Source organism: Acidovorax sp. NPDC077693 (assembly GCF_044542805.1).
Taxonomy (GTDB): domain Bacteria; phylum Pseudomonadota; class Gammaproteobacteria; order Burkholderiales; family Burkholderiaceae_C; genus Acidovorax.
Genome location: NZ_JBITVD010000007.1, coordinates 260,948 through 284,785 on the forward strand (window position 1 = coordinate 260,948; position 23,838 = coordinate 284,785).

The 23,838-nt window shown below is 66.7% G+C and carries 24 protein-coding genes and 3 tRNA genes; 16 read left to right on the forward strand and 11 right to left on the reverse strand.

The window, feature by feature from the left end; genetic code table 11:
• The first annotated feature begins 165 nt into the window (after window positions 1-165).
• Genes ACIGHN_RS12135 through plsY form a run of 3 tightly spaced genes read left to right on the forward strand, consistent with a single transcriptional unit; the run spans window position 166 to window position 2,400 of the window.
• Window positions 166-1,125, forward strand: coding sequence for a LysR family transcriptional regulator (locus ACIGHN_RS12135; protein ID WP_396504551.1), 960 nt, complete (start codon window positions 166-168; stop codon window positions 1,123-1,125).
• 58 nt (window positions 1,126-1,183) lie between these two features.
• Entirely contained in the window at window positions 1,184-1,675 is a 492-nt protein-coding gene (locus ACIGHN_RS12140; RefSeq protein WP_056171815.1) for an aminoacyl-tRNA deacylase, read from the forward strand.
• A 56-nt stretch (window positions 1,676-1,731) separates the two neighbouring features.
• Window positions 1,732-2,400: a glycerol-3-phosphate 1-O-acyltransferase PlsY gene (gene plsY / locus ACIGHN_RS12145; RefSeq protein WP_056413562.1), complete on the forward strand. Its 669-nt coding sequence runs from the start codon at window positions 1,732-1,734 to the stop codon at window positions 2,398-2,400.
• An 82-nt stretch (window positions 2,401-2,482) separates the two neighbouring features.
• On the opposite strand, the gene ACIGHN_RS12150 is transcribed toward plsY, so the two are convergent.
• The 3 genes from ACIGHN_RS12150 to ACIGHN_RS12160 all read right to left on the reverse strand — a co-directional run bounded on the left by ACIGHN_RS12150 (window position 2,483) and on the right by ACIGHN_RS12160 (window position 4,867).
• Window positions 2,483-3,502: an HD-GYP domain-containing protein gene (locus ACIGHN_RS12150; protein WP_056413559.1), complete on the reverse strand. Its 1,020-nt coding sequence runs from the start codon at window positions 3,500-3,502 to the stop codon at window positions 2,483-2,485.
• A gap of 53 nt (window positions 3,503-3,555) precedes the next feature.
• Window positions 3,556-4,209, reverse strand: a complete 654-nt coding sequence (locus ACIGHN_RS12155; RefSeq protein ID WP_396504552.1) for a TIGR02281 family clan AA aspartic protease — start codon at window positions 4,207-4,209, stop codon at window positions 3,556-3,558.
• 172 nt (window positions 4,210-4,381) lie between these two features.
• Window positions 4,382-4,867 carry a YajQ family cyclic di-GMP-binding protein gene (locus ACIGHN_RS12160; RefSeq protein WP_056413553.1) on the reverse strand — a complete coding sequence of 162 codons (486 nt, stop codon included), beginning with the start codon at window positions 4,865-4,867 and terminating at the stop codon, window positions 4,382-4,384.
• Between the two features lie 80 nt (window positions 4,868-4,947).
• Between ACIGHN_RS12160 and murB the strand changes: the two genes are divergently transcribed.
• Window positions 4,948-6,024, forward strand: coding sequence for a UDP-N-acetylmuramate dehydrogenase (gene murB, locus ACIGHN_RS12165; protein WP_396504553.1), 1,077 nt, complete (start codon window positions 4,948-4,950; stop codon window positions 6,022-6,024).
• Between the two features lie 268 nt (window positions 6,025-6,292).
• On the opposite strand, the gene argG is transcribed toward murB, so the two are convergent.
• The 4 genes from argG to ACIGHN_RS12185 form a co-directional block, all read right to left on the reverse strand.
• Window positions 6,293-7,630 carry an argininosuccinate synthase gene (gene argG / locus ACIGHN_RS12170; RefSeq protein WP_396504554.1) on the reverse strand — a complete coding sequence of 446 codons (1,338 nt, stop codon included), beginning with the start codon at window positions 7,628-7,630 and terminating at the stop codon, window positions 6,293-6,295.
• 42 nt (window positions 7,631-7,672) lie between these two features.
• Window positions 7,673-7,990 carry a pyrimidine/purine nucleoside phosphorylase gene (locus ACIGHN_RS12175; protein WP_056413542.1) on the reverse strand — a complete coding sequence of 106 codons (318 nt, stop codon included), beginning with the start codon at window positions 7,988-7,990 and terminating at the stop codon, window positions 7,673-7,675.
• Window positions 7,991-8,162: 172 nt separating this feature from the next.
• Window positions 8,163-8,804: a glycine zipper 2TM domain-containing protein gene (locus tag ACIGHN_RS12180; protein WP_396504555.1), complete on the reverse strand. Its 642-nt coding sequence runs from the start codon at window positions 8,802-8,804 to the stop codon at window positions 8,163-8,165.
• 135 nt (window positions 8,805-8,939) lie between these two features.
• Window positions 8,940-9,326, reverse strand: coding sequence for an arsenate reductase (locus tag ACIGHN_RS12185; RefSeq protein WP_396504556.1), 387 nt, complete (start codon window positions 9,324-9,326; stop codon window positions 8,940-8,942).
• 48 nt (window positions 9,327-9,374) lie between these two features.
• Here ACIGHN_RS12185 and folC point away from each other — a divergent pair, with 48 nt between their 5' ends.
• The 8 genes from folC (at window position 9,375) to ACIGHN_RS12225 (ending at window position 15,827) form a co-directional block, all read left to right on the forward strand.
• Window positions 9,375-10,700, forward strand: coding sequence for a bifunctional tetrahydrofolate synthase/dihydrofolate synthase (gene folC / locus ACIGHN_RS12190; RefSeq protein ID WP_396504557.1), 1,326 nt, complete (start codon window positions 9,375-9,377; stop codon window positions 10,698-10,700).
• A 34-nt stretch (window positions 10,701-10,734) separates the two neighbouring features.
• Window positions 10,735-11,607 (forward strand): SPOR domain-containing protein, encoded by an 873-nt coding sequence (locus ACIGHN_RS12195; RefSeq protein ID WP_396504558.1) that lies wholly within the window; start codon window positions 10,735-10,737, stop codon window positions 11,605-11,607.
• A gap of 28 nt (window positions 11,608-11,635) precedes the next feature.
• A complete protein-coding gene (locus ACIGHN_RS12200) occupies window positions 11,636-12,124 on the forward strand; it encodes a CvpA family protein (RefSeq protein ID WP_396504588.1) in 489 nt (162 codons plus the stop codon).
• Window positions 12,125-12,208: 84 nt separating this feature from the next.
• The gene (purF, locus tag ACIGHN_RS12205; protein WP_056413532.1) at window positions 12,209-13,714 is read left to right on the forward strand and encodes an amidophosphoribosyltransferase; all 1,506 of its coding nucleotides are present in this window, start codon (window positions 12,209-12,211) and stop codon (window positions 13,712-13,714) included.
• Window positions 13,715-14,020: 306 nt separating this feature from the next.
• Window positions 14,021-15,451, forward strand: coding sequence for a glutamate--tRNA ligase (gene gltX, locus ACIGHN_RS12210; RefSeq protein WP_396504559.1), 1,431 nt, complete (start codon window positions 14,021-14,023; stop codon window positions 15,449-15,451).
• Between the two features lie 65 nt (window positions 15,452-15,516).
• A tRNA-Ala gene (locus tag ACIGHN_RS12215) sits at window positions 15,517-15,592 on the forward strand.
• 30 nt (window positions 15,593-15,622) lie between these two features.
• Window positions 15,623-15,698: transfer RNA gene (locus tag ACIGHN_RS12220), tRNA-Glu, on the forward strand.
• A 52-nt stretch (window positions 15,699-15,750) separates the two neighbouring features.
• A tRNA-Asp gene (locus ACIGHN_RS12225) sits at window positions 15,751-15,827 on the forward strand.
• 326 nt (window positions 15,828-16,153) lie between these two features.
• Here the strand turns inward: ACIGHN_RS12225 and ACIGHN_RS12230 are convergent.
• A complete protein-coding gene (locus ACIGHN_RS12230) occupies window positions 16,154-17,050 on the reverse strand; it encodes a LysR family transcriptional regulator (protein WP_396504560.1) in 897 nt (298 codons plus the stop codon).
• 105 nt (window positions 17,051-17,155) lie between these two features.
• Here ACIGHN_RS12230 and ACIGHN_RS12235 point away from each other — a divergent pair, with 105 nt between their 5' ends.
• Both ACIGHN_RS12235 and ACIGHN_RS12240 read left to right on the forward strand, forming a co-directional pair.
• Window positions 17,156-17,794 carry a GNAT family N-acetyltransferase gene (locus ACIGHN_RS12235; protein WP_396504561.1) on the forward strand — a complete coding sequence of 213 codons (639 nt, stop codon included), beginning with the start codon at window positions 17,156-17,158 and terminating at the stop codon, window positions 17,792-17,794.
• A 59-nt stretch (window positions 17,795-17,853) separates the two neighbouring features.
• Complete coding sequence (locus tag ACIGHN_RS12240) at window positions 17,854-19,053, forward strand: MFS transporter (protein WP_396504562.1); 1,200 nt, start codon at window positions 17,854-17,856, stop codon at window positions 19,051-19,053.
• 220 nt (window positions 19,054-19,273) lie between these two features.
• Here the strand turns inward: ACIGHN_RS12240 and ACIGHN_RS12245 are convergent, their stop codons facing one another.
• The 3 genes from ACIGHN_RS12245 to ACIGHN_RS12255 all read right to left on the reverse strand — a co-directional run bounded on the left by ACIGHN_RS12245 (window position 19,274) and on the right by ACIGHN_RS12255 (window position 22,156).
• Complete coding sequence (locus ACIGHN_RS12245) at window positions 19,274-20,032, reverse strand: 3-hydroxyacyl-CoA dehydrogenase (RefSeq protein WP_396504563.1); 759 nt, start codon at window positions 20,030-20,032, stop codon at window positions 19,274-19,276.
• 167 nt (window positions 20,033-20,199) lie between these two features.
• Window positions 20,200-21,252, reverse strand: coding sequence for an extracellular solute-binding protein (locus tag ACIGHN_RS12250; protein ID WP_396504564.1), 1,053 nt, complete (start codon window positions 21,250-21,252; stop codon window positions 20,200-20,202).
• A gap of 355 nt (window positions 21,253-21,607) precedes the next feature.
• On the reverse strand, window positions 21,608-22,156 hold the full coding sequence (locus ACIGHN_RS12255; protein WP_056419257.1) for a phasin family protein: 549 nt from the start codon (window positions 22,154-22,156) through the stop codon (window positions 21,608-21,610).
• Window positions 22,157-22,356: 200 nt separating this feature from the next.
• Here ACIGHN_RS12255 and ACIGHN_RS12260 point away from each other — a divergent pair, with 200 nt between their 5' ends.
• Complete coding sequence (locus ACIGHN_RS12260; RefSeq protein ID WP_056419259.1) at window positions 22,357-23,295, forward strand: histone deacetylase; 939 nt, start codon at window positions 22,357-22,359, stop codon at window positions 23,293-23,295.
• Complete coding sequence (locus ACIGHN_RS12265) at window positions 23,292-23,798, forward strand: acyl-CoA thioesterase (RefSeq protein WP_396504565.1); 507 nt, start codon at window positions 23,292-23,294, stop codon at window positions 23,796-23,798. Before ACIGHN_RS12260 ends, ACIGHN_RS12265 begins: the two co-directional genes overlap by 4 nt.
• The last annotated feature ends 40 nt before the right edge of the window (window positions 23,799-23,838 follow it).

Genomic DNA, 23,838 nt, shown 5'->3' on the forward strand with positions numbered 1-23,838 from the left:
GGTGAGGCCTGGGCGCAGCCCGCAGCCACAACGGGGCGGAATGGCGTGTGCACACAGGCATGGGTGAATTGGAGCCCTAAGCCATGCAAGATGGAAGCCGGTTTACCATTGCTTTGAATAGAGATTTGGCAACTGACCATTGCCTTTTTGTGACTGGACGCCGCCATGCCGATTTCATTGCTCAGCCTGCCGGTGCGCTACTTTCTGGAGGTGGCGCGCACGGGCTCCGTCAACCAGGCGGCGCAGCGCCTGCATGTGGCGGCCTCGGCCGTGAGCCGCCAGCTGGGCAAGCTGGAGGACAGCCTGGGCGTGGTGCTGTTCGAGCGCCAGGCACGCGGCATGGCGCTGACCGAGGCGGGCACCCACCTCTTGGCCCACGCCAATGCGCACGACGCGCAAGCGACCGAACTCGTGGATCAACTGCAGGGCTTGTCGGCCCAGGGCGCCGTGCGCGTGCGCGTGGCCTGTACCGAGGGATTTGCCGCCACCTTCATGCCGCTGGTGATGTCCAGCTTTCGGCAGGCCCACCCGCAGGTGCAGCTGCAACTGCAGGTGGCCGTGCCGCAGGAGGTGTCGGCCCTGGTGCTGCGCGGGGAGGTCGACCTGGCGCTCAAATACAGCGTGGCGCCCGAGAAGGGGCTGCAGGTGCTGCACTCGGCCATCGCACCCATCTACGCGATCATGCCGGCGCAGCACCCGCTGGCGCGCCAGCGCAGCGTGTGCGTGGCCGACGTGGTGCGCTACCCGCTGCTGATGGGCGCCAGCAGCACCACCGGACGGCAGCTGTTCGACCTGAGCTGCGCGGTGCAGGGGCTGCGCTATGTGCCGGCGGTGGAGAGCAACTTCTCGTCGGCGCTGCTGCCGCTGCTCAGCGGCCAGGACGTAGCGCTGGCCAGCTACCTGACCGCGGCGCGCTGGGTGGAGGCCGGCTTGCTGGCGGCCCGGCCTTTCGACGAGGCGCAGCTGCAGCAGCGGCGCCTGCAGGTGCTGGCGGGCGACGGGCGGGTGCCGTCGGCGCTGGTGCAGCAGTTCACCGACGCGCTGGTGGCGGCCATCGAGCAGTACGGCAAACGCAAGGTCGGGCGGCGCAAGGCACGGGACGCCGCGCAGGCCGCGTGGCCGTGACGCAGCGGGCGGGCGCCTCTGCAAGTGGCTACCATTCGCTTCCTACCCAGACCGCACCATGGCCAAGAAAGAACACGTCTCCGAAACCCAAGCCACCCAGTTGCTCAAGGCGAACAAGGTGGCCTTCACCGAGCATCCGTACGAGTACCTGGAGCACGGCGGCGCGCTGCACAGTGCCGAGGTGCTGGGGCTCGATCCTTTCACCGTCGTCAAGACGCTGGTGATGCAGGACCAGGACGCCAAGCCGCTCCTGGTGCTGATGCACGGCAACCGCAAGGTCTCCACCAAGAATCTGGCGCGCCAGATCGGCGCCAAATCGGTGGAGCCGTGCGCGCCCGAGGTGGCCAACCGGCACAGTGGCTACCTGGTGGGCGGCACCTCGCCGTTCGGCACGCGGCGCACCATGCCGGTGTACATCGAAGAGACCATTCTGGAACTGCCCCGCATCGCCATCAACGGCGGGCGGCGGGGCTTTCTGGTGCAGCTGGACCCGCAGGTGTGCGTGCAGTTGCTGGGTGCCAAGCCCGTGCACTGCGCGCTGGCAGAATAGGCCGCCCCGACCACAGCCCGCCAGAAGGCTGATCCACCGACCAACGAGGAATTGCTTTGACCGCCGTCTACCCCCTGCTTGCCACCGTGGCCGCCTACCTGCTGGGCTCGCTGTCGTTCGCCGTCATCGTGACGCGCGTCATGGGCCTGAGCGACCCGCGCACCTACGGCAGCAAGAACCCTGGCGCTACCAACGTGCTGCGCTCGGGCTCCAAGGCCGCGGCCATCATCACGCTGCTGCTCGACGCGCTGAAGGGCTGGCTGCCCGTGGCGCTGGTGATGTGGTTCGGCCACCCCTATGGCCTGGAAGACGGCACGGTGGCCATGGTGGGCCTGGCAGCGTTCCTGGGGCATCTGTGGCCCGTGTTCTTCCGCTTCGAGGGCGGCAAGGGCGTGGCCACCGCACTGGGCGTGCTGATGGGCATCAGCCCGTGGCTGGGCCTGGCCACGGCGCTCACCTGGGTCATCATCGCGTTCTTCTTTCGGTACTCGTCGCTGGCCTCGCTGGTGGCTGCGGCGTTTGCGCCGGTGTACTACCTGCTGGTGGACGGCGTGGTCTGGTATGCCGAAGGCACGATCGCGGTGTCCATCGTGGTGATGGCGCTGCTGCTGGCCTGGCGGCACAAGGAAAACATCCAGCGGCTGATTGCGGGCAAGGAATCCCGCCTGGGCAGCAAGAAGACCGCGCAGGCCGCAGAGGCTGCGGGCAACAAGGCCGCCAAGTAGGTCTGATGGTGGCGGCGCCGACGGGCGATCGCTGCCGGCCAGGTTTGCGCAGTGCGTTGGTGCCTGCCGTGCCGAACGTGTTCTAGAGCGCGCTCGGCCCCGTGGTGAAGCTGCGCAGCCCCGCGCTGTGCTGCGCGGCATACAGGCCCAGGCGCATCATCGTGCGGTGGTTGAGCTCCAGGCTCACGGCAGAGCGGGCCAGGGCCGACTGGATGCGGGGCTTGCCGCTGGCGGTCTGGTACAGGCTCGGCTGGGCGTGGTGATGGCCGCTGCGGTCCAGCAGGCTCGCGACCAGCGGGTGGTTGGCCTTCTCGCTGCGGCGCAGCACGATGGCGGTTTCACCGTTGTCCAGTTTCACGAAGGTGCCGGGCGGGCACAGGCCGATGGAGCGCACCAGCGTGTAGCTCACCTCGTCGCGCTGGTCGATCTCCTGCCCCACGATGGCCCGCACCGAGTCGGTCGCGCTGCGGCCGGCGCGGGACTTGCGCGGGCTGATCATGGCCGCGTAGCGGTCGATGGTGCCCAGGATGCGGGTCAGGCGGTCTTCGGGGTCCTGCTGCGCCAGCGGCACCCGGTCGGCAATGCTCGCGTGGTGCTGCCCCACCACATCCAGCCACAGGGTGTCGTTGATGAACAGGCGCTCCAGCACCAGCATGCTTTCTTCCGGGTGGCTCTTGATGGCCTCCTGCTGCGCGCTGGTGGGGCGTTCGCGCTGCTCGGCCAGCTCGTCCTGCAGGGCGGTCATGCCGATGTTCATCGTCAGGGCTGCGCGCACCAGGCTGTCGCGCTCGCGCTGGGGCAGTTGCAGCTCCTGCGCCATGATGTGGCACAGCGTGCCGCACACCAGCGCGTGCGATGCGCTGTAACCCACGGTGGACGTGGACGCCAGCTGGAACATCAGGTACAGCGCGGCATCGATGTCATGCGCCACCAGGTCCTGCAGCCAGCCGTCGAACTGGCGCACCTTGGCGGGAAAGTCCTGCACCTGCAGGGGGCGCGAGAGCAACACCGACAGGGCCGCTTCCAGGTCCGACCAGAGGCTCAGCAGGTCCTCGTATTCGCCTTCGGCGTGGTGGTTTCCGTGGGAGTAGTGGGCGGACATGGCCGGGTGTCGGGGGAGGGGCGCGCTGGCGTGCTGGTGGGCTGGCTGCGCGGTCAGTTGCGCTTTTCCAGCACCATCTCGTTGTTGATGCGGGTCATCTGAAATTCATTCAGCAGGCTGTTGCCCAGCAGCACATAAGGCATGGGTTGGGGCGTGATGACCGCCTCGACACCGAAAACTTCCACGTCGCCCAGCCGTACGGAATCGAGCTTGATGCGCCAGCCCTGCGTGACGCCGTTGGCGGTGTTCATGCGCACCGGCTGGCCGTTCAGGTAGTTCAAGCCCATGCGGTCGGCATCCGCACGTCCGATCGCCACGGACGACGCTCCGGTGTCCACCATGTACTGCATCACCCGGCCGTTGATCATGCCGCTGTTCAAAAAATGCCCGCGGCTGTCGGCCATCAGCACCACGCGGCGGCCGCTTCCGCCTTTTCTGCCCACGCTCACCGGCGCCTCGCCCAGGCGCAGCACGCGCTGCGCGCCCTTGACCTCGACCGTGGCCTCCTCCTTGCCCACGGAGAGCACCTTCACCCCCTGGAACTCATCCCCCGCGCCCAATGCCCGCGGCGGATGCGCATCCACCACCAGCAGCGCCTTGCTGCCCAGCATGCCCGCAATGCCCACCGACTGGGCGTGCGCCCAGGCAGGTGCCAGGCACAAGGCGGCGATGACGGGAGCGAGTGGCAGGAGGAGTCTGGTTTTCATGGATGTGCTGCCAGTGTGCGTCGTACAACGCGCGCCCGTGGATACCGGCGCTGCCAAAGCCAGCAGACGCCGCGTAAGGGCCGCCCCGCCGCGCTGGCGTCGTCCCCCTTCCCGCGCAAAGCGCGAGAGAAGGGGGAAGGCGCGCAGCGCCTCAGGGGGTTGCCACACAGGCCTAGTCCCTGAAGTTGTCGAACGACAGCGGCACGTCCGTCACATCCTTGCGGATCAGTGCCATGGCGGCCTGCAGGTCGTCGCGCTTGGCGCCGGTCACGCGCACCTTGTCTTCCTGGATGGCACCCTGGACCTTGAGCTTGCTCTCCTTGAGCAGCTTCTGGATCTTCTTGGCCAGCTCGCTCTCGATGCCGTTCTTCACCTTGATGACCTGCTTGACCTTGTCGCCGCCGATCTTCTGCACGTCGCCCATGTCCAGAAAGCGCACATCCACATTGCGCTTGGTGAGCTTGTTGCGCAGCACGTCTTCGATCTGGGTGAGCTGGAAGTCGGCATCGCCGATCAGGGTGATGTCCTTGTCCTTGATCTCGATGCTGGCCGATGTGCCCTTGAAGTCGAAACGGGTGGCGATTTCCTTGGCGGTGTTCTCGACCGCGTTCTTCACTTCGACCAGGTTGGCTTCGCAGACGGTGTCAAAAGATGGCATGGTGACTACTCTCAATCAATCTCGGGGAAACGGGGGGTGTGGGCAGAGGGCACGCAAGGCCCGATGCGACAATCGGGCCAATGGTAGTCGAGAAAAACGCCCCTTTGCAGCCCTGCAACACCTTTGGCATCGCCGCGCGCGCCCAGACGCTGGTGCGTGTGCACTCCGCGCAAGACGTGCTGGCCGTGCTGGCCGATCCTGCGCTCGCGCCAGCCCCCAAGTTCGTGCTGGGCGGCGGCAGCAACATCATCCTGACAGGCGACGTGAAGCCCGTGGTGCTCAAGATGGAGATCAAGGGCCTGCGCCTGGTGGAAGAAACCCCCAAGGCCTGGATCGTGGAGGCCGGCGCCGGCGAGGCCTGGCACGACTGCGTGGCCTGGACGCTGGCGAGCGGCTTTCCGGGGCTGGAGAACCTGGCGCTCATCCCGGGCACGGTGGGGGCATCGCCCGTGCAGAACATCGGCGCCTACGGCGTGGAGCTGCAGGACCGCTTCGAGTCGCTGGACGCCATCGACCTGGCGACAGGCCGCACCTTCACGCTCGATGCGGCGCAGTGCGGCTTCGGCTACCGGGACTCGGTGTTCAAGCACGCCGCGCCCTCGGACGCCGTGGGCGCGGACGGCCTGCCGCGCGGCATGGGCCTGGAAGGGCGGGCCGTCATCACCCATGTGCGGTTTCATCTGCCCAAGCCCTGGAAGCCGGTGCTGGGCTACGTGGACCTGGAGCGGCGCATGGCCGACGAGGGCGTGCAGCAGCCCACTGCCCAGCAGATCTTCGACTGGATCTGCGAGATCCGCCGCGCCAAGCTGCCCGACCCCGCGGTGGTGGGCAACGCCGGCAGCTTCTTCAAGAACCCCACCGTCTCGCCCGACCAGTGCGCCGACATCATCGCCCGCGAGCCGCGCATCGTGCACTACCCCATGCCGGACGGCAGCATCAAGCTGGCCGCCGGCTGGCTCATCGACGCCTGCGGCTGGAAGGGCAAGTCCATCGGCAAGGCGGGCGTGTACGAAAAGCAGGCGCTGGTCCTGGTGAATCGGGGGCGGGGCGCCGACAGCGTGACCGGCGGCGAGGTGATGACCCTGGCCAAGGCGATCCAGACCAGCGTCTACGAGCGCTTCGGCATCCGGCTGGAGCCTGAGCCTGTGGTGGTGTAGCGCGTTCGGCCTGGCGGTGCCCCAGAGGGGTGGGGGTGCACGGAGCCCCTCACCATGAAAAAAGCCACCGGATCTGATGATCGGTGGCTTTGCTATTTATTTGATAGCTTCTAGCGCTTGTCTATCAAGCGGTAGGGGCTATTTTTATGCCTATTCAACGCTGGTGCGGCCTGGGGAGCCGTGCTCCGTGCCGCCGTTGCAGGTGAGGTGGCGCGGGGTGGGGCGGGGGCGGCCGGCATTGCTCTCCGGTGCCGCACCCACCTGGGCCTCACTTGCGGTCGTTATCGAGCTGCGCCAGGGCCGCGTTGCCGCCCAGTGACAGCAGGCCGGACTTGGCGTACACGCCCAGCTTGTTGCGCGTGTCCGAGATGTCCAGGTTGCGCATGGTCAGCTGGCCGATGCGGTCCAGCGGGCTGAACGGCGCGTCTTCGACCTTTTCCATCGACAGGCGCTCGGGCGCGTAGGTCAGGTTGGGCGATTCGGTGTTCAGCAGCGAGTAGTCGTTGCCGCGGCGCAGTTCCAGCGTCACAGTGCCGGTGATGGCGCGCGCCACCCAGCGCTGGGCGGTTTCGCGCAGCATGATGGCCTGGGGGTCGAACCAGCGGCCCTGGTACAGCAGGCGGCCCAGTTTCAGGCCGTTCATGCGGTACTGCTCGATGGTGTCTTCGTTGTGGATGCCGGTCACCAGGCGCTCGTAGGCAATGTGCAGCAGCGCCAGGCCGGGGGCCTCGTAGATGCCGCGGCTCTTGGCTTCGATGATGCGGTTCTCGATCTGGTCGCTCATGCCCAGGCCGTGGCGTCCGCCGATGCGGTTGGCTTCCAGGATCAGCTCCACCGGGTCGTTGAACTCCTTGCCGTTCAGGGCGACAGGCTGGCCTTCATGGAAGGTCACCGAGACTTCTTCGGCCTTGACCGCCACATCGTCCTTCCAGAACGCGACGCCCATGATGGGGTTCACGATGCGGATGCCGCTGGACAGGAACTCCAGGTCCTTGGCCTCGTGCGTGGCGCCCAGCATGTTGCTGTCGGTGCTGTAGGCCTTCTCGGCGCTCATCTTGTAGCCGAAGCCCGCTTGCGTCATGAACGCCGACATCTCGGCACGGCCGCCCAGCTCGTCGATGAACAGCTGGTCCAGCCAGGGCTTGTAGATCTTGAGCGACGGGTTGGTCAGCAGGCCGTAGCGGTAAAAGCGCTCGATGTCGTTGCCCTTGAAGGTCGAGCCGTCGCCCCAGATGTTGACGTCGTCTTCCTTCATGGCCGCCACCAGCATGGTGCCGGTCACGGCACGGCCCAGGGGCGTGGTGTTGAAGTAGGTCAGGCCGCCGGTGCTGATGTGAAAGGCGCCGGCCTGCAGCGCGGCGATGCCTTCGTGGGCCAGCTGCACGCGGCAGTCGATCAGGCGGGCCTTCTCGGCGCCGTACTCCATCGCCTTGCGGGGGATGGCGTCGTAGTCGGGCTCGTCGGGCTGGCCCAGGTTGGCGGTGTAGGCGTAGGGCACGGCGCCCTTGAGCTTCATCCAGTGCAGGGCTGCGCTGGTGTCGAGGCCGCCGGAGAAGGCGATGCCGACCTTCTGGCCGGTGGGCAGGTTTTGGAGGATGGTGGCCATTGCGGTGTCCGTTGTCGTCGTCGTCGAAGGGGAGGGGCCGGATCAGCCGAAATGGCAGATGTAGTGGTACGCCTCGGTCACGCGGATGTCGAACTTGGAGTTGCCCGGCACGCTGAACTTCTCGCCCGCCGCGGACTTCACCCAGCTGTCGGTGCCGTCGAGCTTGTACTCGCACGAGCCCGCCACGCATTCCATGATTTCCGGCGCGCCGGTGTTGAACGTGAGCGTTGCGGGCAGCACCACGCCCACCGACTTCTTCGTGCCATCAGGGAAGGTGATGCCGTGGCTCACGCACTTGCCGTCAAAGTACACGTTGGCCTGGGTGGTGACGGACACGCCGTCGATTTTTTCGGTGGTCATGGATGCGCTGGTTTGGGTTGGAGGAAACCCGCGATTTTAGGGCAGGGGGCGTGGCCTGCCCGACAGCGCGCTCGCAGTGTTTGTGCGGTGCGGCGCTGCGGGTTTGCAAAGGCCATGAAAAAAGAGCCCTCAAAGGGCTCTTTTAGGCTACCGAGCGGGCCCTGCGAGGGGCTTAGCGCCAGTACGGATTGCGGTGGTGGTAGGGGCGGTCGTACCCGTACTCGATCACTGTCACGGGCGGCGTCACGTACGTGGGCTGCTGGTACACAGGCTGCACCGGATAGGTCGACGTGACCACGCCAGGCTGGCTGTACACGCCCTGGGACGCATACGGGTCGGGCTGCGTGGAATAGGTCTGGCCGGGCTGCACGCTCACCGGAATCCAGCGGCCTGGGTCGTGCTGGGTGCGGGTGGTGTACTGGCGGCCGGCATATTCATAGACCACGTCGTAGCCCACGGTGCGGTTCTGGTAGTAGGTTTCGGTCTGGCAGCGCTGCACGTTCTGGTACTGCGGCTGGCCGCCCTCGATCTGGTTGCCGATCACGGCGCCACCGATGAGGCCGATGGCTGTGGCGGCGGCCCGGCCGCTGCCCTTGCCGATGGCATTGCCGGCGGCGCCGCCGGCAATCGCGCCCACCACGGCGCCTGCGCCGGTGGTGCGGTTGCCGTTGTAGACGGTTTCATTGCCGCAGACCTGCTGGGGCGTGGCGATTTGCTGCACGACAGGCGTGGCCGACAGCACGCGGCCCTGTTCCTGAGCGCTGGCCACCGTGGCAACGGCTGCGATGGCGGAAAAAATGACGATCTTTTTCATGGAGAAACTCCTTTCGGGTCGGTACATAACGCACCAGACTGTGGAAAAGTTTAGGCCTGCGAGGTCAATTCCGGGCCGTGGAGCCGTAAATCTGCGTAAAGATTTGTGCGATATCTCCCGTCTTCACGCATTGATTCAGGCTTTTTCGTCCTCTCCGCACCAAGCCAGCCATTGATCAGGCACAAAACCCACTGAAACATGGGTCTTGCCGCCTTGGCGCCACTCCACCACCGGGCGCTTTATGACACTGGGCTGGGCCTGGAGGAGGGTGCTGGCACTGCTTTCGTCCTTCACGGCCGACTGGGTGTCAGAGTCGAGCTTGCGCCAGGTGGTTCCCTGGCGGTTGACCAGCTTTTCCCAGCCCACGGCGTTCATCCAGCCGGGCAACCGGTCGGCGGGCACACCCTGTTTCTTGAAGTCGTGGAACACGTGCTCCAGCCCCTGGTCCGTGAACCAGGCGCGGGATTTCTTGACCGTGTCGCAGTTGGGAATGCCGTAGAGAGTGATGTGTGAGGTTGTCATGGCGCACATCATCCGGCAATTGCGCGGTGGGCGACAATCCCGCCCTGTATGCACACCACCCATCACACTCTGGAAGACTGGCTGCGCCACTGCGAGCAGCTGCACCCCCGCAACATCGACATGGGCCTCGACCGTGTGCGCGAGGTGGCCCAGCGCATGGCGCTGCGCTTCGACTGCCCCGTGATCACCGTGGCAGGCACCAACGGCAAAGGCTCCACCTGCGCCATGCTGGAGGCCGTGGCCCTGCAGTCGGGCTATCGCACGGGGGTGTACACCTCGCCCCACCTGGTGCACTTTGAAGAACGCTGCCGCATCCATGGCGAGATCGTGGGTGCTTCTGATTTGATAGCGCACTTCGCTGCCGTGGAAAGCGCCAGGGTGCAAAACGGCGATGAAATTTCGCTCACGTATTTTGAATTCACCACGCTCGCGATCCTGCGCCTGATGAGCCAGTCGCGCCTGGACCTGGCCATCCTGGAGGTGGGCCTGGGCGGGCGGCTCGACGCCACCAACGTGATCGATGCCGACTGCGCCATCATCACCAGCATCGACATCGACCATACCGAGTTCCTGGGCCCTGACCGGGAGAGCATCGGCCGCGAAAAGGCCGGCATCATGCGCACCGGCCGACCCGTGGTGGTCAGCGACCCGATGGCCCCGCAGAGCGTGGTCGACCACGCCCTGGAGATCGGGGCGGACCTGTGGCGCTTTGGCAAGGACTTCAACTTTTCGGGCGACAAGCAGCAGTGGAGCTGGGCCGGGCGGGGCCGCCGCTACGCCGGCATGGCCTATCCGTCGCTGCGCGGCGCCAACCAGCTGATCAACGCGTCGGGCGTGCTGGCGGCGTTCGAAGCCCTGCGCGAACGCATTCCCGTCACCGCCCAGGCGGTGCGCAACGGCCTGGCCATGGTCGAGCTGCCCGGCCGCTTCCAGATCGTGCCGGGCCAGCCGACGCTGGTGCTGGACGTGGCGCACAACCCGCATTCGGTGGCGGCGCTCACGGCCAATCTGGATGCGATGGGGTTCTTTCCGACCACCCACGCCGTCTTTGGCGCCATGGCCGACAAGGACTTGGCGCCCATGCTGGCCAAGGTGGGGCCGCTGATCGACCGCTGGTACTTCACCAACCTGCCCACGCCCCGGGCCGAGACGGCAGCCGTGCTGCAGCAGAAATGGAACGCCGTGCACATGGTGGCGGGCGGGCGCCGCGATGTGGAGTCGAGCTTGCACGCAGACCCCGTGGCAGCCCTGCAGGCAGCCGTCGATGCGGCAGACCCCGCTGATAGAATCGTGGTCTTTGGCTCGTTTTTCACGGTGGGCGGTGTGTTGGTCAACGGCACACCCCGCCTGCACGCCAAACATCTGGGCCAATAGGGACGCATCCGAGGTCTGAACGAGTCGTTACTCCATGGCATTTTTCAAGTTTCGCTGGCCCGGTCAGAGTGAGCAGGCGCCGGCCGAAAAGCCCGCCAAGCGTCCGCGTGCCCCGCAGGCGGACAGCATCGAAGTGATGCGGCGGCGTGCCCGCCACCGGCTCATCGGTGCGGCTGTGCTGGTGCTGGTGGGCGTCATCGGCTTTCCCATGCTGTTCGACACGCAGCCCCGGCCGATCCCGGTCGACATTCCCATCGAGATCCCCGACCGCAACAAGGTCGCACCGCTGGTGGTGCCCGGCCCGGTGGCGCAGGCCCCCGCAGCTGCCGCGCCCCGGCCCGCAACGCCTCCGGCTGCAGAGACTGCCGCGCCTGCCCAGCGCCCGACACCCGCGCCGGCACCGGCATCGACGCCTTCCCGCAGCGCCTCGCCCGGCAATGGACTGACGGATGGCGAAGAACTGGTGCAAGGCTCGTCGCGCCCCGCAGCATCCAGGCCTGCAGTGGCTGCAGCCACGCCTGCCAAGCCTGAAGCGAAGCCGGAGCCCAAGCCCGAACCCAAACCTGCGCCAGAGCACAAGCCGGTCACCCGGCCCGACGATGCGGCGCGCGCGCGTGCACTGCTCGAAGGCCGCCAGGCCGAGCCCGCAGCGCCAGCCACTGCGGCCAAGACCGACGAAAGCCGGTTCATCGTGCAGGTGGGTGCCTTTGCCGACGCCGAAAAGGCCCGCGAGGCACGCACCAAGGTCGAGCGATCCGGCATGAAAACCTATACCCAGGTAGTGGACACCAAGGACGGCAAGCGCACGCGGGTTCGCGTCGGGCCCTTCGCCGACCGTGCCGAGGCCGACAAGGCCGCCGCCCGCATCAAGGCGCTGGACCTGTCGGCTTCCGTGCTGACGCTCTAGGCCCCGCAGCAGCTGACCGAACGTGTCCGTGGCGGCCCTGGACTGGATTTTTGTGGCGGTGCTGCTGGCGTCGATGCTGATCGGCGCGTGGCGCGGCCTGGTGTTCGAGGTGCTGTCGCTGCTCGGGTGGGTGGTGTCATTTTTTGTGGCGCAATGGTTCGCCGAAGACATGGCGGCCCTGCTGCCGATGGGCGAGTCGGCCGGGTCGCTGCGCTATGCCGCCGGATTTGCAGTGGTGTTTGTGGCGTCGGTGTTTGCGTGTGGCTTTCTGACCTGGCTGGCCAAGAAGCTGGTCGAGGCCATCGGGCTGCGCCCTGCAGACCGCACGCTGGGTGCGGTGTTCGGGGTGCTCCGGGGCCTGGTGCTGCTGCTGGCCGTGGCCGTGGTGGCGGGCCTCACGCCCTTGCATGAGGCGCCCTGGTGGCAGGAGTCGTGGGGTGCGCCGGTATTGGCCGAGTTGCTCAAGGGGTTGAAACCGGCGTTACCGGAAGAATTTGGAAGGCATCTGCCTTCCTGAGGTGGATATCGACGTGGCGGCGGCCAGAAGCTGCCGTTGTGTCATTACCGCGGGGCTGTTCCCGCAAACGGATGGAAAAAACTTATGTGTGGAATCGTCGGCGTCGTCAGCACAACGCCCGTCAACCAGCTGATCTATGACGCACTGCTGCTCCTGCAGCACCGCGGCCAGGACGCAGCAGGCATCGTGACCCAGCAGGGCCGCAAGTTCTTCATGCACAAGGCCAAGGGCATGGTCCGCGACGTGTTCCGCACGCGCAACATGCGGGCCCTGCCCGGCAACGTGGGCCTGGGCCAGGTGCGCTACCCCACCGCCGGCAATGCCTACAGCGAGGAAGAGGCCCAGCCCTTCTACGTGAATGCGCCTTTCGGCCTGGTGCTGGTGCACAACGGCAACCTGACCAACGCCCAGACCCTGCGCACGGAGCTGTTCCAGACCGACCACCGCCACACCAACACCGAGAGCGACTCGGAAGTGCTGCTCAACGTGTTCGCGCACGAGCTCGAGCGCGCCACGGCCGGCGTGCCGCTGCGCCCCGAAGATGTCTTCACCGCCGTGCGCGCCGTGCACAAGCGCATCAAGGGCTCGTATGCCGTGATCGCCATGATCGCCGGCCACGGCCTGCTGGCCTTCCGCGACCCGCACGGCATCCGCCCGCTGGCGATCGGCCGCAGTGCGGACGGCAACGTCATGGTGGGCAGCGAATCGGTGGCCCTGGAAGGCACCTCGCACGTGTTCGAACGCAACGTCGAGCCCGGCGAAGCCGTGTTCATCACGCTCGATGGCACCGTGCATTCGGCCCAGTGCGCCGAGAACCCGCAGCTCAACCCCTGCATCTTCGAGTTCGTCTACCTGGCGCGCCCCGATTCGGTCCTGGACGGCATCTCGGTGTACCAGGCCCGCCTGAACCTGGGCGAGGCCCTGGCCAAGCGCGTGGTCTCCACCGTGCCGCCCAGCGAGATCGACGTGATCATCCCCATCCCCGAGTCGAGCCGCCCCAGCGCCACGCAGCTGGCGCACCTGCTGGGCGTGCCGTACCGCGAAGGCTTCGTCAAGAACCGCTACGTGGGCCGCACCTTCATCATGCCCGGGCAGGGCGTGCGCAAGAAATCCGTTCGCCAGAAGCTCAACGTGATCGCCAGCGAGTTCAAGGGCCGCAACGTGCTGCTGGTGGACGACTCCATCGTGCGCGGCACCACCAGCCGCGAGATCGTGCAGATGGCGCGCGATGCCGGTGCGCGCAACGTCTACCTGGCCAGCGCCGCGCCACCGGTGCGCTACCCCAATGTGTACGGCATCGACATGCCCACCAGCAGCGAACTGGTGGCGCATGGCCGCACCGTCGAGGAGATCCGCCAGGTCATCGGCTGCGACGCGCTGATCTACCAGGACGTGGACGGCATGAAGAAGGCCGTGGGCTCGCTCAACAAGGCGATCGTCGGCTTCGACGCATCGTGCTTTGACGGCACCTACGTCACGGGCGACATCACCGCCGAAGACATCGTGCGCCTGAACGAAGGCCGCGTGGGTGTGGAAGAAAACGAGGAAGACACCTCCCGCCTGGCCCTGCCCAACGCCCAGGACGCGTGACGCGGCTTTACCTTCAACCGGCTAACGTCGTTGGGGAGCCTTGCCGTGCTACAGCACTGTCTGCGGCTCCCCGCCTAGTTATCCGGCTGAATCCAAATCCGCAGGATAGTTTTTGGTGCGGCGCTTTGTGCACCGCGCGCTTTGCTCACTGAATATCCGCCCATGGGCGCGCCGACCAGTCGGGGCGCCCGTGCCGTTTCAGGCCTGCGGACATCCGCCCGCGGCACGGCATTTATCATTTGGCATTGACCGCCGCCCGCGCACTCCCGGCATTGGCCAGGGCAGGGCGGCCCACCCAGCAAGACTATGACCGACCAGAACAACACCTCCACCCCCGCCACCGGCCGCGTGCGCACCCGGTTCGCACCGTCGCCCACCGGCTTCATCCACCTGGGCAACATCCGCTCGGCGCTGTACCCCTGGGCCTTTGCGCGCGCCATGGGCGGCGACTTCATCCTGCGCATCGAAGACACCGATGTCGAGCGCTCGAGCCAGGTGGCGGTGGACGTGATCCTGGAGAGCATGGAATGGCTGAACATGCAGCCCGACGAGGGCCCGTTCTACCAGATGCAGCGCATGGACCGCTACCTCGCCGTCCTCGAAGACCTCAAGGCCACGGGCCTGGTGTACCCCTGCTACATGAGCATTGCCGAACTGGACGCCCTGCGCGAGAAGCAGATGGCCGCCAAGGAAAAGCCGCGCTACGACGGCACGTGGCGCCCCGAGCCCGGCAAGACCCTGCCCGCCATCCCCGAAGGCGTGCTGCCCGTGCTGCGCTTCAAGAACCCGCAGGGCGGCGTGGTCGCCTGGGACGACAAGGTCAAGGGCCGCATCGAGATCAGCAACGACGAACTCGATGACCTGGTGATCGCGCGCCCCGATGGCACACCCACCTATAACTTCTGCGTGGTGGTGGACGACATCGACATGGACATCACCCACGTGATCCGCGGCGACGACCATGTGAACAACACGCCGCGCCAGATCAACATCTTCCGTGCGCTGGGCAAGGAGCCACCGGTGTACGCCCACCTGCCCACCGTGCTCAATGAGCAGGGCGAGAAGATGAGCAAGCGCAACGGCGCCAAACCCGTCACGCAGTACCGTGACGAAGGCTATCTGCCCGATGCCATGGTCAACTATCTGGCGCGCCTGGGCTGGAGCCACGGTGACGACGAGATTTTCAGCCGCGAGCAGTTTCTGGCCTGGTTCAACCTGGACCACCTGGGCCGCAGCGCCGCGCAGTTCGACGAAGCCAAGCTGCGCTGGGTGAATGCGCAGCACATCAAGGCCCTGGCCGACGATGCACTGGCCGCCGTGGTGGCGCCGCAGCTGCAGCAGCGGGGCATCTCTGCGCAGGCGCTGGCCGACGGCCGGCTGGTGCGCATCTGCGCACTGTTCAAGGACCGCTGCGACACCACCGTGGCCCTCGCCAACTGGGCGCAGGTGTTCTACGGCGACGTGACCCCGGTGGACGCCGAGCGCGCCCAGCATGTCACCGAAGCCATCGCCCCCGCACTGGACGCACTGGCAGATGCCCTGTCTGCCTGCGAATGGGACAAGGCCTCCATCAGCGCTGCGTTCAAGCAGGTGCTGGCGAGCCAGGGCCTGAAGATGCCGCAACTGGCCATGCCCGCGCGCGTGCTGACGGTGGGGACGGCCCACACGCCATCGGTCGATGCGGTGCTGGAATTGGTCGGACGTGAAAAAGTTGTAGCGCGTTTGCGAAACCGCTAAAAATCTGTCTATAATTCAAAGCTCAGATGATGACAACAAACACAGTGTGTTGAGAGTCATTCAGTGGGGGTATAGCTCAGCTGGGAGAGCGCTTGCATGGCATGCAAGAGGTCATCGGTTCGATCCCGTTTACCTCCACCACAATTTGAGTTCGGTTAGTTCCAAGGTTTTGACCCTATCGTCTAGAGGCCTAGGACATCACCCTTTCACGGTGAGTACCGGGGTTCGAATCCCCGTAGGGTCGCCAAGTTGTAGCGCTTGGCTTGTGTTGATGAAATGCAAGCGAAAGCTGCCTGCCAGGAGTGGTAGTTCAGTTGGTTAGAATACCGGCCTGTCACGCCGGGGGTCGCGGGTTCGAGTCCCGTCCACTCCGCCAGATTTTCGCCACGCAGCAGATTTTGTTGTGGGGTGATCAAAAATAAACGGACTGCAGTTTTCATGACTGCAGTCCGTTTTTCTTTGCCTGCCTGTTTTTCTACCGCATGCGCAGTGGTAAAACCTCGGCACCGACAAATGGCAGACCGAAAAGGCGGACCGCGTGACATGCCGGTGGCGATTTTCTGCCGCTGGGTAATCCGTTGTTGGATGTGGCCGCGTTCGGCCTTGGGTTTTCCGGTGTGGGTCCAGGGGTGTGTGCTCGCCGTGGCGCTTCAGCATGCGCTCCAAGCCAATGGCACGCGACCCATACCTGCCATCACCTCCTCATTCCACCGCACGCAGCGCTGCCACCGTCTCGCGCAACCCCCAGTGCAGCTTTTTGTCCCGGCGCATCACCACGGCCAGCGTGCGGCGCAGGGGTGGCGACAAGGGCCGCACTTCCAGCGTGCCGCCATGTCCGCCATATCCACGGTGCGCGCCTTGCACCGCCATGCCCGGCAGCACGGCGCAGCCCAGCCCTGCAGCGACCAGCTCCTTGATCGCCTCCACGCTGCCCAGCGACATGGCTGGCTGCAGCGCCACGCCGGCCCGCGCAAACCAGGCGTCCGCGAGGCGCCGGGTCTGGCCGCCGGGCTCATAGAGCAGCACCGGGTGGCGCGCCAGTTCCCTCGCGGTAACGCGTGCGGGCAGCCCCGTGCCCTGGGGCGCAATGGCGACGAAGGGGTCCTTGAGCACGGGTATCACCTCCAGCATCCGCCCGCTGGCGGGCAGCGTGACCAGGCCCAGGTCCAGCAGGTTGCCTTCCACCGCCTGCACGATGTCTGCGGTGTTGCCCGTGCTCACCGTGATGTCGAGGCCTGGAAACCGCTTCCGCAGTGACCGCAGCACCGGCGGCAGCAGAAAGATGCAGGCCGTGGCGCCCGTGCCCAGGCGCACGCGGCCGGTGCTGCCGTCGGCATGGCGCGACACGGCGTCGATCGCCTCGCTCACGGCGGCATCGATGCGCCCCACATGCGTCAGCAACTCGGCGCCTGCCGCGGTGGGCCGCAGCACCCGGCCGACCCGTTCGATCAGCACGGTGCCCAGGCGCTTTTCCAGTTGGCGCACCTGCAGGCTGACGGCCGGCTGGGTCAGGTCCAGGCGCTGCGCCGCGGCAGAAAAGCTGCCCAGTTCGATGGCGGTGGCAAAGCCGTGCAATTGGTCTAGATTGATGCGTTCCATGCCAAAGAATTTCTCATACTTTGCATAAATTGAGAAAGCTTCTTTTATGGCAAGGATCTGGCCACACTGACAGCCATGCACACCTTGACGCCCACCCCATCTTCCTTGTCTTCTCTCTCCGCAGGCACCCCGGCCGGGCTTTCGGCGCCCGGCGCTGCGGGCGGAGCGCCCTCCAAGGCATGCGCCGTGCGCCCCGCACACGACGGCGACCTGCCGGCCATCCAGGCGCTGTACGCACACCATGTGCTGCATGGGCTGGCCTCGTTCGAAGAGGTGCCCCCCGGTGTCGACGACCTGCGCGCGCGCCACGCGGCGGTGCTGGCAGCGGGGCTCCCCTATCTCGTGGCAGAGCTGGAGGGCCAGGTGGCCGGGTTTGCCTACGCCACGCCGTACCGCGCCCGTTCGGCGTACCGGCACACGGTGGAAGATTCCGTGTATGTCGCGCCGGGCCTTGCGGGGCGTGGCATCGGCGCGGCGCTGCTGGGCGCGGTCATCCGCCAGTGCGAGACCGGGCCGTGGCGCCAGATGCTCGCCGTGGTCGGGCAGGGCGACGAGAACACCGGCTCCCTGGCGCTGCATGCGCGCATGGGTTTTGAGCGCATCGGTACGCTGCGTTCGGTGGGCTTCAAGAAAGGCCGGTGGCTGGACACCGTGCTGATGCAGCGCCCGCTGGGCGTCGGCGATGGCGCGCTGCCGTCCCGCGCACCGGGTGGTGCAGCACCCGGAACGCGCGGGGTGGCGTAGTGCCAGGCCTTGCCGGCGGCGCGGCCACCGCGGCGCGCGCTCCGCACCTGAGCGGTCGCATGGTCTTGTGCCTGGGAGTTTCGCAGTTCATCTGCTGGGGCATTTCGTACTACCTGATCGGCGCACTGGGCGAGGCCATGGTGCAGGACCTGGGCTGGGCGCGCACCACCGTGCATGGCGGCTTCGCCGTGGCATTGCTGGTGATGGGGTGCGTCTCTGCCGCCGCCGGGCGCTGGGTGGACCGGTGGGGTGGGCGCCGGGTGATGGTGTGGGGATCGCTGGGGCTGGCCGCTGGCTGCCTGGGCCTTGCCGCCGCCCATGGGGTGGTGCTGTATTACGCCGCGTGGGCGGTGATGGGACTGGCGATGCGCCTGACGCTGTACGACGCAGCCTTTGCGGCGCTGGCCCATTGGGCGGGGCCGCACGCGCGCCGTCCCATGGCGCAGATCACGCTGCTGGGCGGCCTGGCGGCGACGGCTTTCTGGCCGCTGGGGCATGCCTTGGCGGACGGGGCCGGCTGGCGCGTGGCCTTGCTGGTGTATGCAGGGCTGGCACTGCTGACGGTGCCGCTGCACCTGGCGCTGCCGGGCCCGGCGGCCGCATTCAGCGACGGCGACCCAGCTGCCGAAGCGGCCTTGCCCGCGCACCCTGAACCCCTCGCCGGGGCAGGGGCCGAGCGCGCGCTCGCGGCCGCGCTCTTTGCCGCGATGACGACGCTCGTGAATTTTCTGAATGCAGGCATGTCGGCGCACCTGGTGGGGCTGCTGGCAGGCCTGGGCCTGGCGCTGCCGTTGGCGGTGGGCGTCGCATCGCTGCGCGGCGTGGGCCAGTCGGCGGCACGGGTGGCCGAGGTGCTGTTCGGCGCCAGGCTGCATCCGCTCGCACTGGGGGCATTGGCCTGCGCGCTGCTGCCGCTGGCCTTCCTGGCAGGCGCAGCGTCGGGGCAGGTGTTGGCTGCGGCCTGGGTGTTCGTGCTGCTGTACGGCGCGTGCAATGGCCTGCTCACCATTGCGCGCGGCACGCTGCCGCTGGTGCTGTTCGACCACCGCACCTACGGCGCGTTCGTCGGGCGTCTGGTCGCACCCGGCTTTGTGCTGTCGGCCTGTGCGCCGGTGGTCTATGCGGCGGTCATGGATGGGTATGGTGCGGCGGCAGCGCTATGGATGTCGGTTGCGGTGGCGGCACTGGTGTGTGCGGCATCGATGGCGCTGCTGCTGCGCTTTGGGGCTCGGGCAAGAAGCGCGGTAGCCGACTCTTGACACTGGCGCGACCAAAGCCAGTGTTCCCGCGCGAGGGCCGCCAAGCCGCGCAGGCGGCGCTTTGCTTACGTGCTCTGGGAGCGCCCCCTCTCCACTCGCGCAGCGAGACGAGAGGGGGCCGAGGGCCGCGGCTCCAAGCCTGCTGCGCAGCGTTGGATGTGCCCGAAGAGCCAGCGCTTCTGGCGGGGGCACCGAGGCGCGAAGCGACTCACGGGGTGAATTACTTCGGCGCCAGGCGGATCGCGCCGTCCAGGCGGATCACCTCGCCGTTGAGCATGTCGTTCTCAAAAATGTGCTGCACGAGCTTGGCGTAGTCCTGCGGTGTGCCCAGTCGGCTGGGGAATGGCACGCCAGCGGCCAGTGCGTCCTGCACCTCTTGCGGCATGCCGAACAGCATGGGCGTGCCGAAGATGCCGGGGGCGATGGTCATGTTGCGGATGCCGTTGCGGGCCAGGTCGCGGGCGATGGGCAGGGTCATGCCCACCACGCCGCCCTTGGAGGCTGCATACGCCGCCTGGCCGATCTGGCCGTCGTAGGCGGCCACGCTGGCGGTGGAGATCAGGGCGCCGCGCTCGCCGGTGGCCTCGGGCTCGTTCTTGCTCATGGCTTCGGCGGCCAGGCGGATCATGTTGAAGCTGCCGATCAGGTTGACCGTGACGGTCTTGCTGAACACGGCCAGCGCGTGCGCGCCGTTCTTGCCCACGGTCTTCTCGGCCGGTGCGATGCCGGCGCAGTTGACCAGGCCCATCAGCTTGCCCAGGGACACGGCCTTGGCCACCACGGCCTGGCCGTCGGCCTCGTTGCTCACGTCGCACTTCACGAAGGCGCCACCGATGTCGCGGGCCACGGCTTCGCCCTTGTCGGCCTGCATGTCGGCGATGACCACCGTGCCGCCCTGCGCGGCCAGCATGCGCGCCGTGCCTTCGCCCAGGCCCGATGCGCCGCCGGTGACGATGAATACCTTGCCCTTGATCTCCATGAGGTGTCTCCTGTAAGTGACGTTAACGTAAACGTCAATTATGGCCGATGTGCCGCTGTGCCTTGCAGCTTTGCCGGCGCAAAAAAAGCAGCCCGGCGTTACCGGGCTGCTGGGGGCTGCCGCGCGCAGCCAGGGCGGCTGCGGGCAGGGGCTGCTTATGTTTCGACTTACTGGAAGCCCACGCGGTCCAGCATCTGCTGCACCTTGGTCACGTTGGCGCCGACGGCGCTGATCGGGATGGTTTCGCTCTTGAAAGGCTTGTTGTTGGTCATGGCCTTGAGTGCGGGGTTATCCAGCGCCACGCCCTTGGCGGCGGGCCATTCGTTGTTGCCGTTGGCAAAGTAGTTCTGCGCTTCGGGGCTGGCCAGGTATTCCAGGAACTTGACGGCGTTGGCCTGGTTCTTGGAGTACTTGGCCACGGCGCCGCCGGCGATGTTCAGGTGGGTGCCCCAGGACTCCTGGTTGGGGAACACCACGCCCACCTTGTTGACCACGGCCACGTCTTCGGGCTTGTTGGAGCGCATCATGCGCGCCAGGTAGTAGCTGTTGGTGACGGCGATATCGCATTCGCCCGAGGCCACGGCCTTGATCTGGTCGGTGTCGCCGCCCTTGGGAGGACGGGCCAGGTTGGCCACCATGCCCTTGAGCCAGGCCTCGGCCTTTTGCTCGCCCAGGTGCTCGGTCACGGCGCCGAAGAGGCTCAGGTTGTACGGGTGCGAGCCGGAGCGGATGCACAGCTTGCCCTTGTTCTTGGGGTCGCCCAGCTCTTCATAGGTGTCGACATCGGCCTTTTCGACCTTGATCTTGTTGTAGACGATGACGCGGGCCCGGGTGGACAGGCCGTACCAGGCGATGCTGCCGTCCGCGGTGGGCGTGCTGCGCAGGTTGGCAGGGATGGCGTCGTTCAGTACCTGGGACTTGACGGGCTGGAACAGGCCGTCCACCTCGCCCTTGTACAGGCGGGCGGCATCGACCAGCAGGATCACGTCGGCGGGGGACGCCGCGCCTTCGGCCTTCAGGCGGGCCAGGATGCCTGCGTCGTCCGCATCCACGCGGTTGATCTTGATGCCGGTGGCCTTGGTGAAGCCGGTGTACAGCGCTTCGTCGGTGGAGTAGTGGCGGGCCGAGTAGAGGTTCACGACCTGCTCCTGGGCAGAAACGGCGCCAGCGGCGGCGGCCAGTGCGCAGGTGCAGAGCAGGGCTTTCACGGTCTTCGACATGGATGCGTCTTTCGGGGTTTGTAACACCCGCGATGATAAAACCAAACGCGAATTATTCTTAATAAACGTCTGGGTTTCTATGGGTATGCGAGGGCAGGGCTGACCTGGGTCAACGTGGAGATGGGTGGCGGGTGTGCCAGGCGCCACACCTGCGCTGCGGCCCGGGCCATCCGGCGCGCAGGCAAAAAAAAGCCCGGCAGAACCGGGCTTTGAAGGGATCCTGGAAACGGGGGTTTCGCGAGGATCCAAGGAGACAACTCGTGCGCTGCAACCGGGGCTGCAGCGCGTGATGGGATTATCAGGGTAAGCCCTGAAAACGGCCTAGAGGTTGCTCTCCAGACCGCGTGCCCTGGGCTCAGCGCTTGCGGGGAGCGGCCGTCTTGGCGGCGTTGGCAGCGGTGCTGGCCACGGCGTTGAAGTTGGCTTCGGCCACGTCGGACGCTTGCTTGACAGCCTTCTGGACCGATTCAAAAGCGTTGTTGGCGGCAGAGACGGCGCTCTTCATCACGGCGACGGCGGTTTCGGAACCGGCGGGAGCGTTCTTCGCGGCGCTGTCGACCAGGCCGGTGAAGGCGCGTTGGGCGTCAGCAGCCTGGCTTTCGAAAGCCTTGCCGAATTCGGCGCCGGTGCCGGAGGCGATGTCGTACAGGTGACGGCTGTAGGCAGCGGTCTTTTCAGCCAGGGGCTGGAACAGGCCGGCTTGCAGGGCCAGCAGCTCTTGCGCGTCCTTCACGCCCAGCACAGCCTGGCTGTGGTTGGCGGCTTCGGTCAGTGCGGCGCGCGAGGCGGTCACGTTCAGCTCGACGAGCTTTTCCACGCCTTCGAAAGCCTTGGTCGTCAGACCGAACAGGGTTTCGAGGTTGGCTTTGTGGGAAGCGAGGATTTGTTCAGCGGTCAGCGTCATGTCATATCTCCTAAGAATGGGGCCCGGCGGGCCATGGTGGTTCACAAGACATCTGCGCTGGCCCTGACTCATCAAGTCATGTTGCAGTGCAGCATGGATCGAATTTTAGGGACTTGGTGCGGGTTTGCAAGAGGTTTTTGTTGCGATGCAGCAAATTAGAGGCGCGCCCTCAGGAATCCGCGGCTTGCCACAATCGCGTCATGCACGCCTATTACGCCGACCAGTTTGTGCTGCCCCTGCCCGAAGGCCACCGCTTTCCCATGGCCAAGTACCGCCTGCTGCGCGACCGCATCGCCCAGCACCTGCCGGGCGTGTCGCTGCAGGTGGCGCAGCCCGCCGCCGACAGCGAACTGGCCCTGGCGCACGACAGCAGCTACATCGACGCCATTGCCGACGGCACGCTGCCCGCCCCGGCGCAGCGCGAGATCGGCTTCCCCTGGAGCCCCGCCATGGCCGAGCGGGCCCGCCGCTCGGTGGGCGCCACGGTGGCTGCGAGCCGCGTGGCGCTGCAGGAAGGCGTGGCCGGCAACCTGGCCGGGGGCACGCACCATTCGTACGCCCACAAGGGCAGCGGCTTTTGCGTGTTCAACGACGTGGCGGTGGCCGCGCGGCTGATGCAGGTGGAGCGCGCCAGGGCGCGGGGCCGCCACACCCAGCCGCTCAGGGTGGCGGTCATCGACCTGGACGTGCACCAGGGCAACGGCACGGCGCACATCTTTCAGGGCGACCACAGCGTGTTCACGCTGTCGCTGCACGGCGCGCGCAACTTCCCGTTTCGCAAGGAGGCGAGCGACCTGGATGTGGAGCTGCCCGACGGCTGCACCGACAACGCCTACCTGGAGGCGTTGTCGCACGCGCTGGACGCCCTGGAGCAACGCTTCACCCCGCAGCTGGTGTTCTACCTGGCCGGCGCCGACCCGCACGAAGGCGACCGCCTGGGCCGCCTGGGCCTCACGCACGACGGCCTGGAAGCGCGGGACCGCCACGTCTTCGACTGGGCCTGGCAGCGGCGGCTTCCGCTGGTCTTCGCGATGGCGGGCGGCTACGGGCGCGACATGGAAGACACCCTGACGGCGCAGCTCAACACCTGGCGCGTGGCCTGGGAGTACCACCAGCGCTGGCAGAATGTGCGGCCATGACGTCCGCCGCCAGCACCCCCCACGCCACCCGTTCAGACACCGCGACAGCAGCCGCCCCCGCGGCAGCACGCCCGGCGCCGCAGCCGCGCAGCGCCTACCGCGCGTTTCGCCCCATCACCACGCGCTGGGCCGACAACGACGTGTACGGCCATGTGAACAACGTCGTCTACTACAGCTGGTTCGACACGGCGGTGAACGCGCACCTCATCGAGCAGGGCGTGCTCGACATCCACGCGGGCGGCACCATCGGCCTCGTGATCGAGACCCAGTGCAACTACTTCGCGCCGCTGGCCTTCCCGCAGACGGTGGAGGCAGGCATCCGGGTGGCGAAGCTGGGCAGCTCCAGCGTGCGCTACGAAGTGGGCCTGTTCGCGCAGGGCGAGCCCATGACCGCCGCCGCCGGGCACTTCATCCATGTGTACGTGGACCGTGAAACCCGCCGCCCCGTGCCGGTGCCCGACGCACTGCGCCAGGTGCTGCAGGCGCTGGTGGTCACGGGCTGAGCGCCTGCATTGCGGGTGCTATTGATTTAATAGCTCCTCG

Excerpts from the sequence above, each read along its gene's own strand:
- ACIGHN_RS12150 (WP_056413559.1), bottom strand. The coding sequence starts at position 3,502 with ATGTCCGCCCACTACTCCCACGGAAACCACCACGCCGAAGGCGAATAC.
- ACIGHN_RS12245 (WP_396504563.1), bottom strand. The coding sequence starts at position 20,032 with ATGGAGATCAAGGGCAAGGTATTCATCGTCACCGGCGGCGCATCGGGC.
- ACIGHN_RS12180 (WP_396504555.1), bottom strand. The coding sequence starts at position 8,804 with ATGAAAAAGATCGTCATTTTTTCCGCCATCGCAGCCGTTGCCACGGTG.
- ACIGHN_RS12185 (WP_396504556.1), bottom strand. The coding sequence starts at position 9,326 with ATGACAACCTCACACATCACTCTCTACGGCATTCCCAACTGCGACACG.
- ACIGHN_RS12230 (WP_396504560.1), bottom strand. The coding sequence starts at position 17,050 with ATGGAACGCATCAATCTAGACCAATTGCACGGCTTTGCCACCGCCATC.
- ACIGHN_RS12160 (WP_056413553.1), bottom strand. The coding sequence starts at position 4,867 with ATGCCATCTTTTGACACCGTCTGCGAAGCCAACCTGGTCGAAGTGAAG.
- ACIGHN_RS12195 (WP_396504558.1), top strand. The coding sequence starts at position 10,735 with ATGGCATTTTTCAAGTTTCGCTGGCCCGGTCAGAGTGAGCAGGCGCCG.
- murB (WP_396504553.1), top strand. The coding sequence starts at position 4,948 with ATGGTAGTCGAGAAAAACGCCCCTTTGCAGCCCTGCAACACCTTTGGC.
- ACIGHN_RS12175 (WP_056413542.1), bottom strand. The coding sequence starts at position 7,990 with ATGACCACCGAAAAAATCGACGGCGTGTCCGTCACCACCCAGGCCAAC.
- folC (WP_396504557.1), top strand. The coding sequence starts at position 9,375 with ATGCACACCACCCATCACACTCTGGAAGACTGGCTGCGCCACTGCGAG.
- ACIGHN_RS12265 (WP_396504565.1), top strand. The coding sequence starts at position 23,292 with ATGACGTCCGCCGCCAGCACCCCCCACGCCACCCGTTCAGACACCGCG.
- ACIGHN_RS12155 (WP_396504552.1), bottom strand. The coding sequence starts at position 4,209 with ATGAAAACCAGACTCCTCCTGCCACTCGCTCCCGTCATCGCCGCCTTG.
- purF (WP_056413532.1), top strand. The coding sequence starts at position 12,209 with ATGTGTGGAATCGTCGGCGTCGTCAGCACAACGCCCGTCAACCAGCTG.
- ACIGHN_RS12135 (WP_396504551.1), top strand. The coding sequence starts at position 166 with ATGCCGATTTCATTGCTCAGCCTGCCGGTGCGCTACTTTCTGGAGGTG.
- ACIGHN_RS12250 (WP_396504564.1), bottom strand. The coding sequence starts at position 21,252 with ATGTCGAAGACCGTGAAAGCCCTGCTCTGCACCTGCGCACTGGCCGCC.
- ACIGHN_RS12260 (WP_056419259.1), top strand. The coding sequence starts at position 22,357 with ATGCACGCCTATTACGCCGACCAGTTTGTGCTGCCCCTGCCCGAAGGC.
- ACIGHN_RS12255 (WP_056419257.1), bottom strand. The coding sequence starts at position 22,156 with ATGACGCTGACCGCTGAACAAATCCTCGCTTCCCACAAAGCCAACCTC.
- ACIGHN_RS12140 (WP_056171815.1), top strand. The coding sequence starts at position 1,184 with ATGGCCAAGAAAGAACACGTCTCCGAAACCCAAGCCACCCAGTTGCTC.
- argG (WP_396504554.1), bottom strand. The coding sequence starts at position 7,630 with ATGGCCACCATCCTCCAAAACCTGCCCACCGGCCAGAAGGTCGGCATC.
- gltX (WP_396504559.1), top strand. The coding sequence starts at position 14,021 with ATGACCGACCAGAACAACACCTCCACCCCCGCCACCGGCCGCGTGCGC.
- ACIGHN_RS12240 (WP_396504562.1), top strand. The coding sequence starts at position 17,854 with ATGGTCTTGTGCCTGGGAGTTTCGCAGTTCATCTGCTGGGGCATTTCG.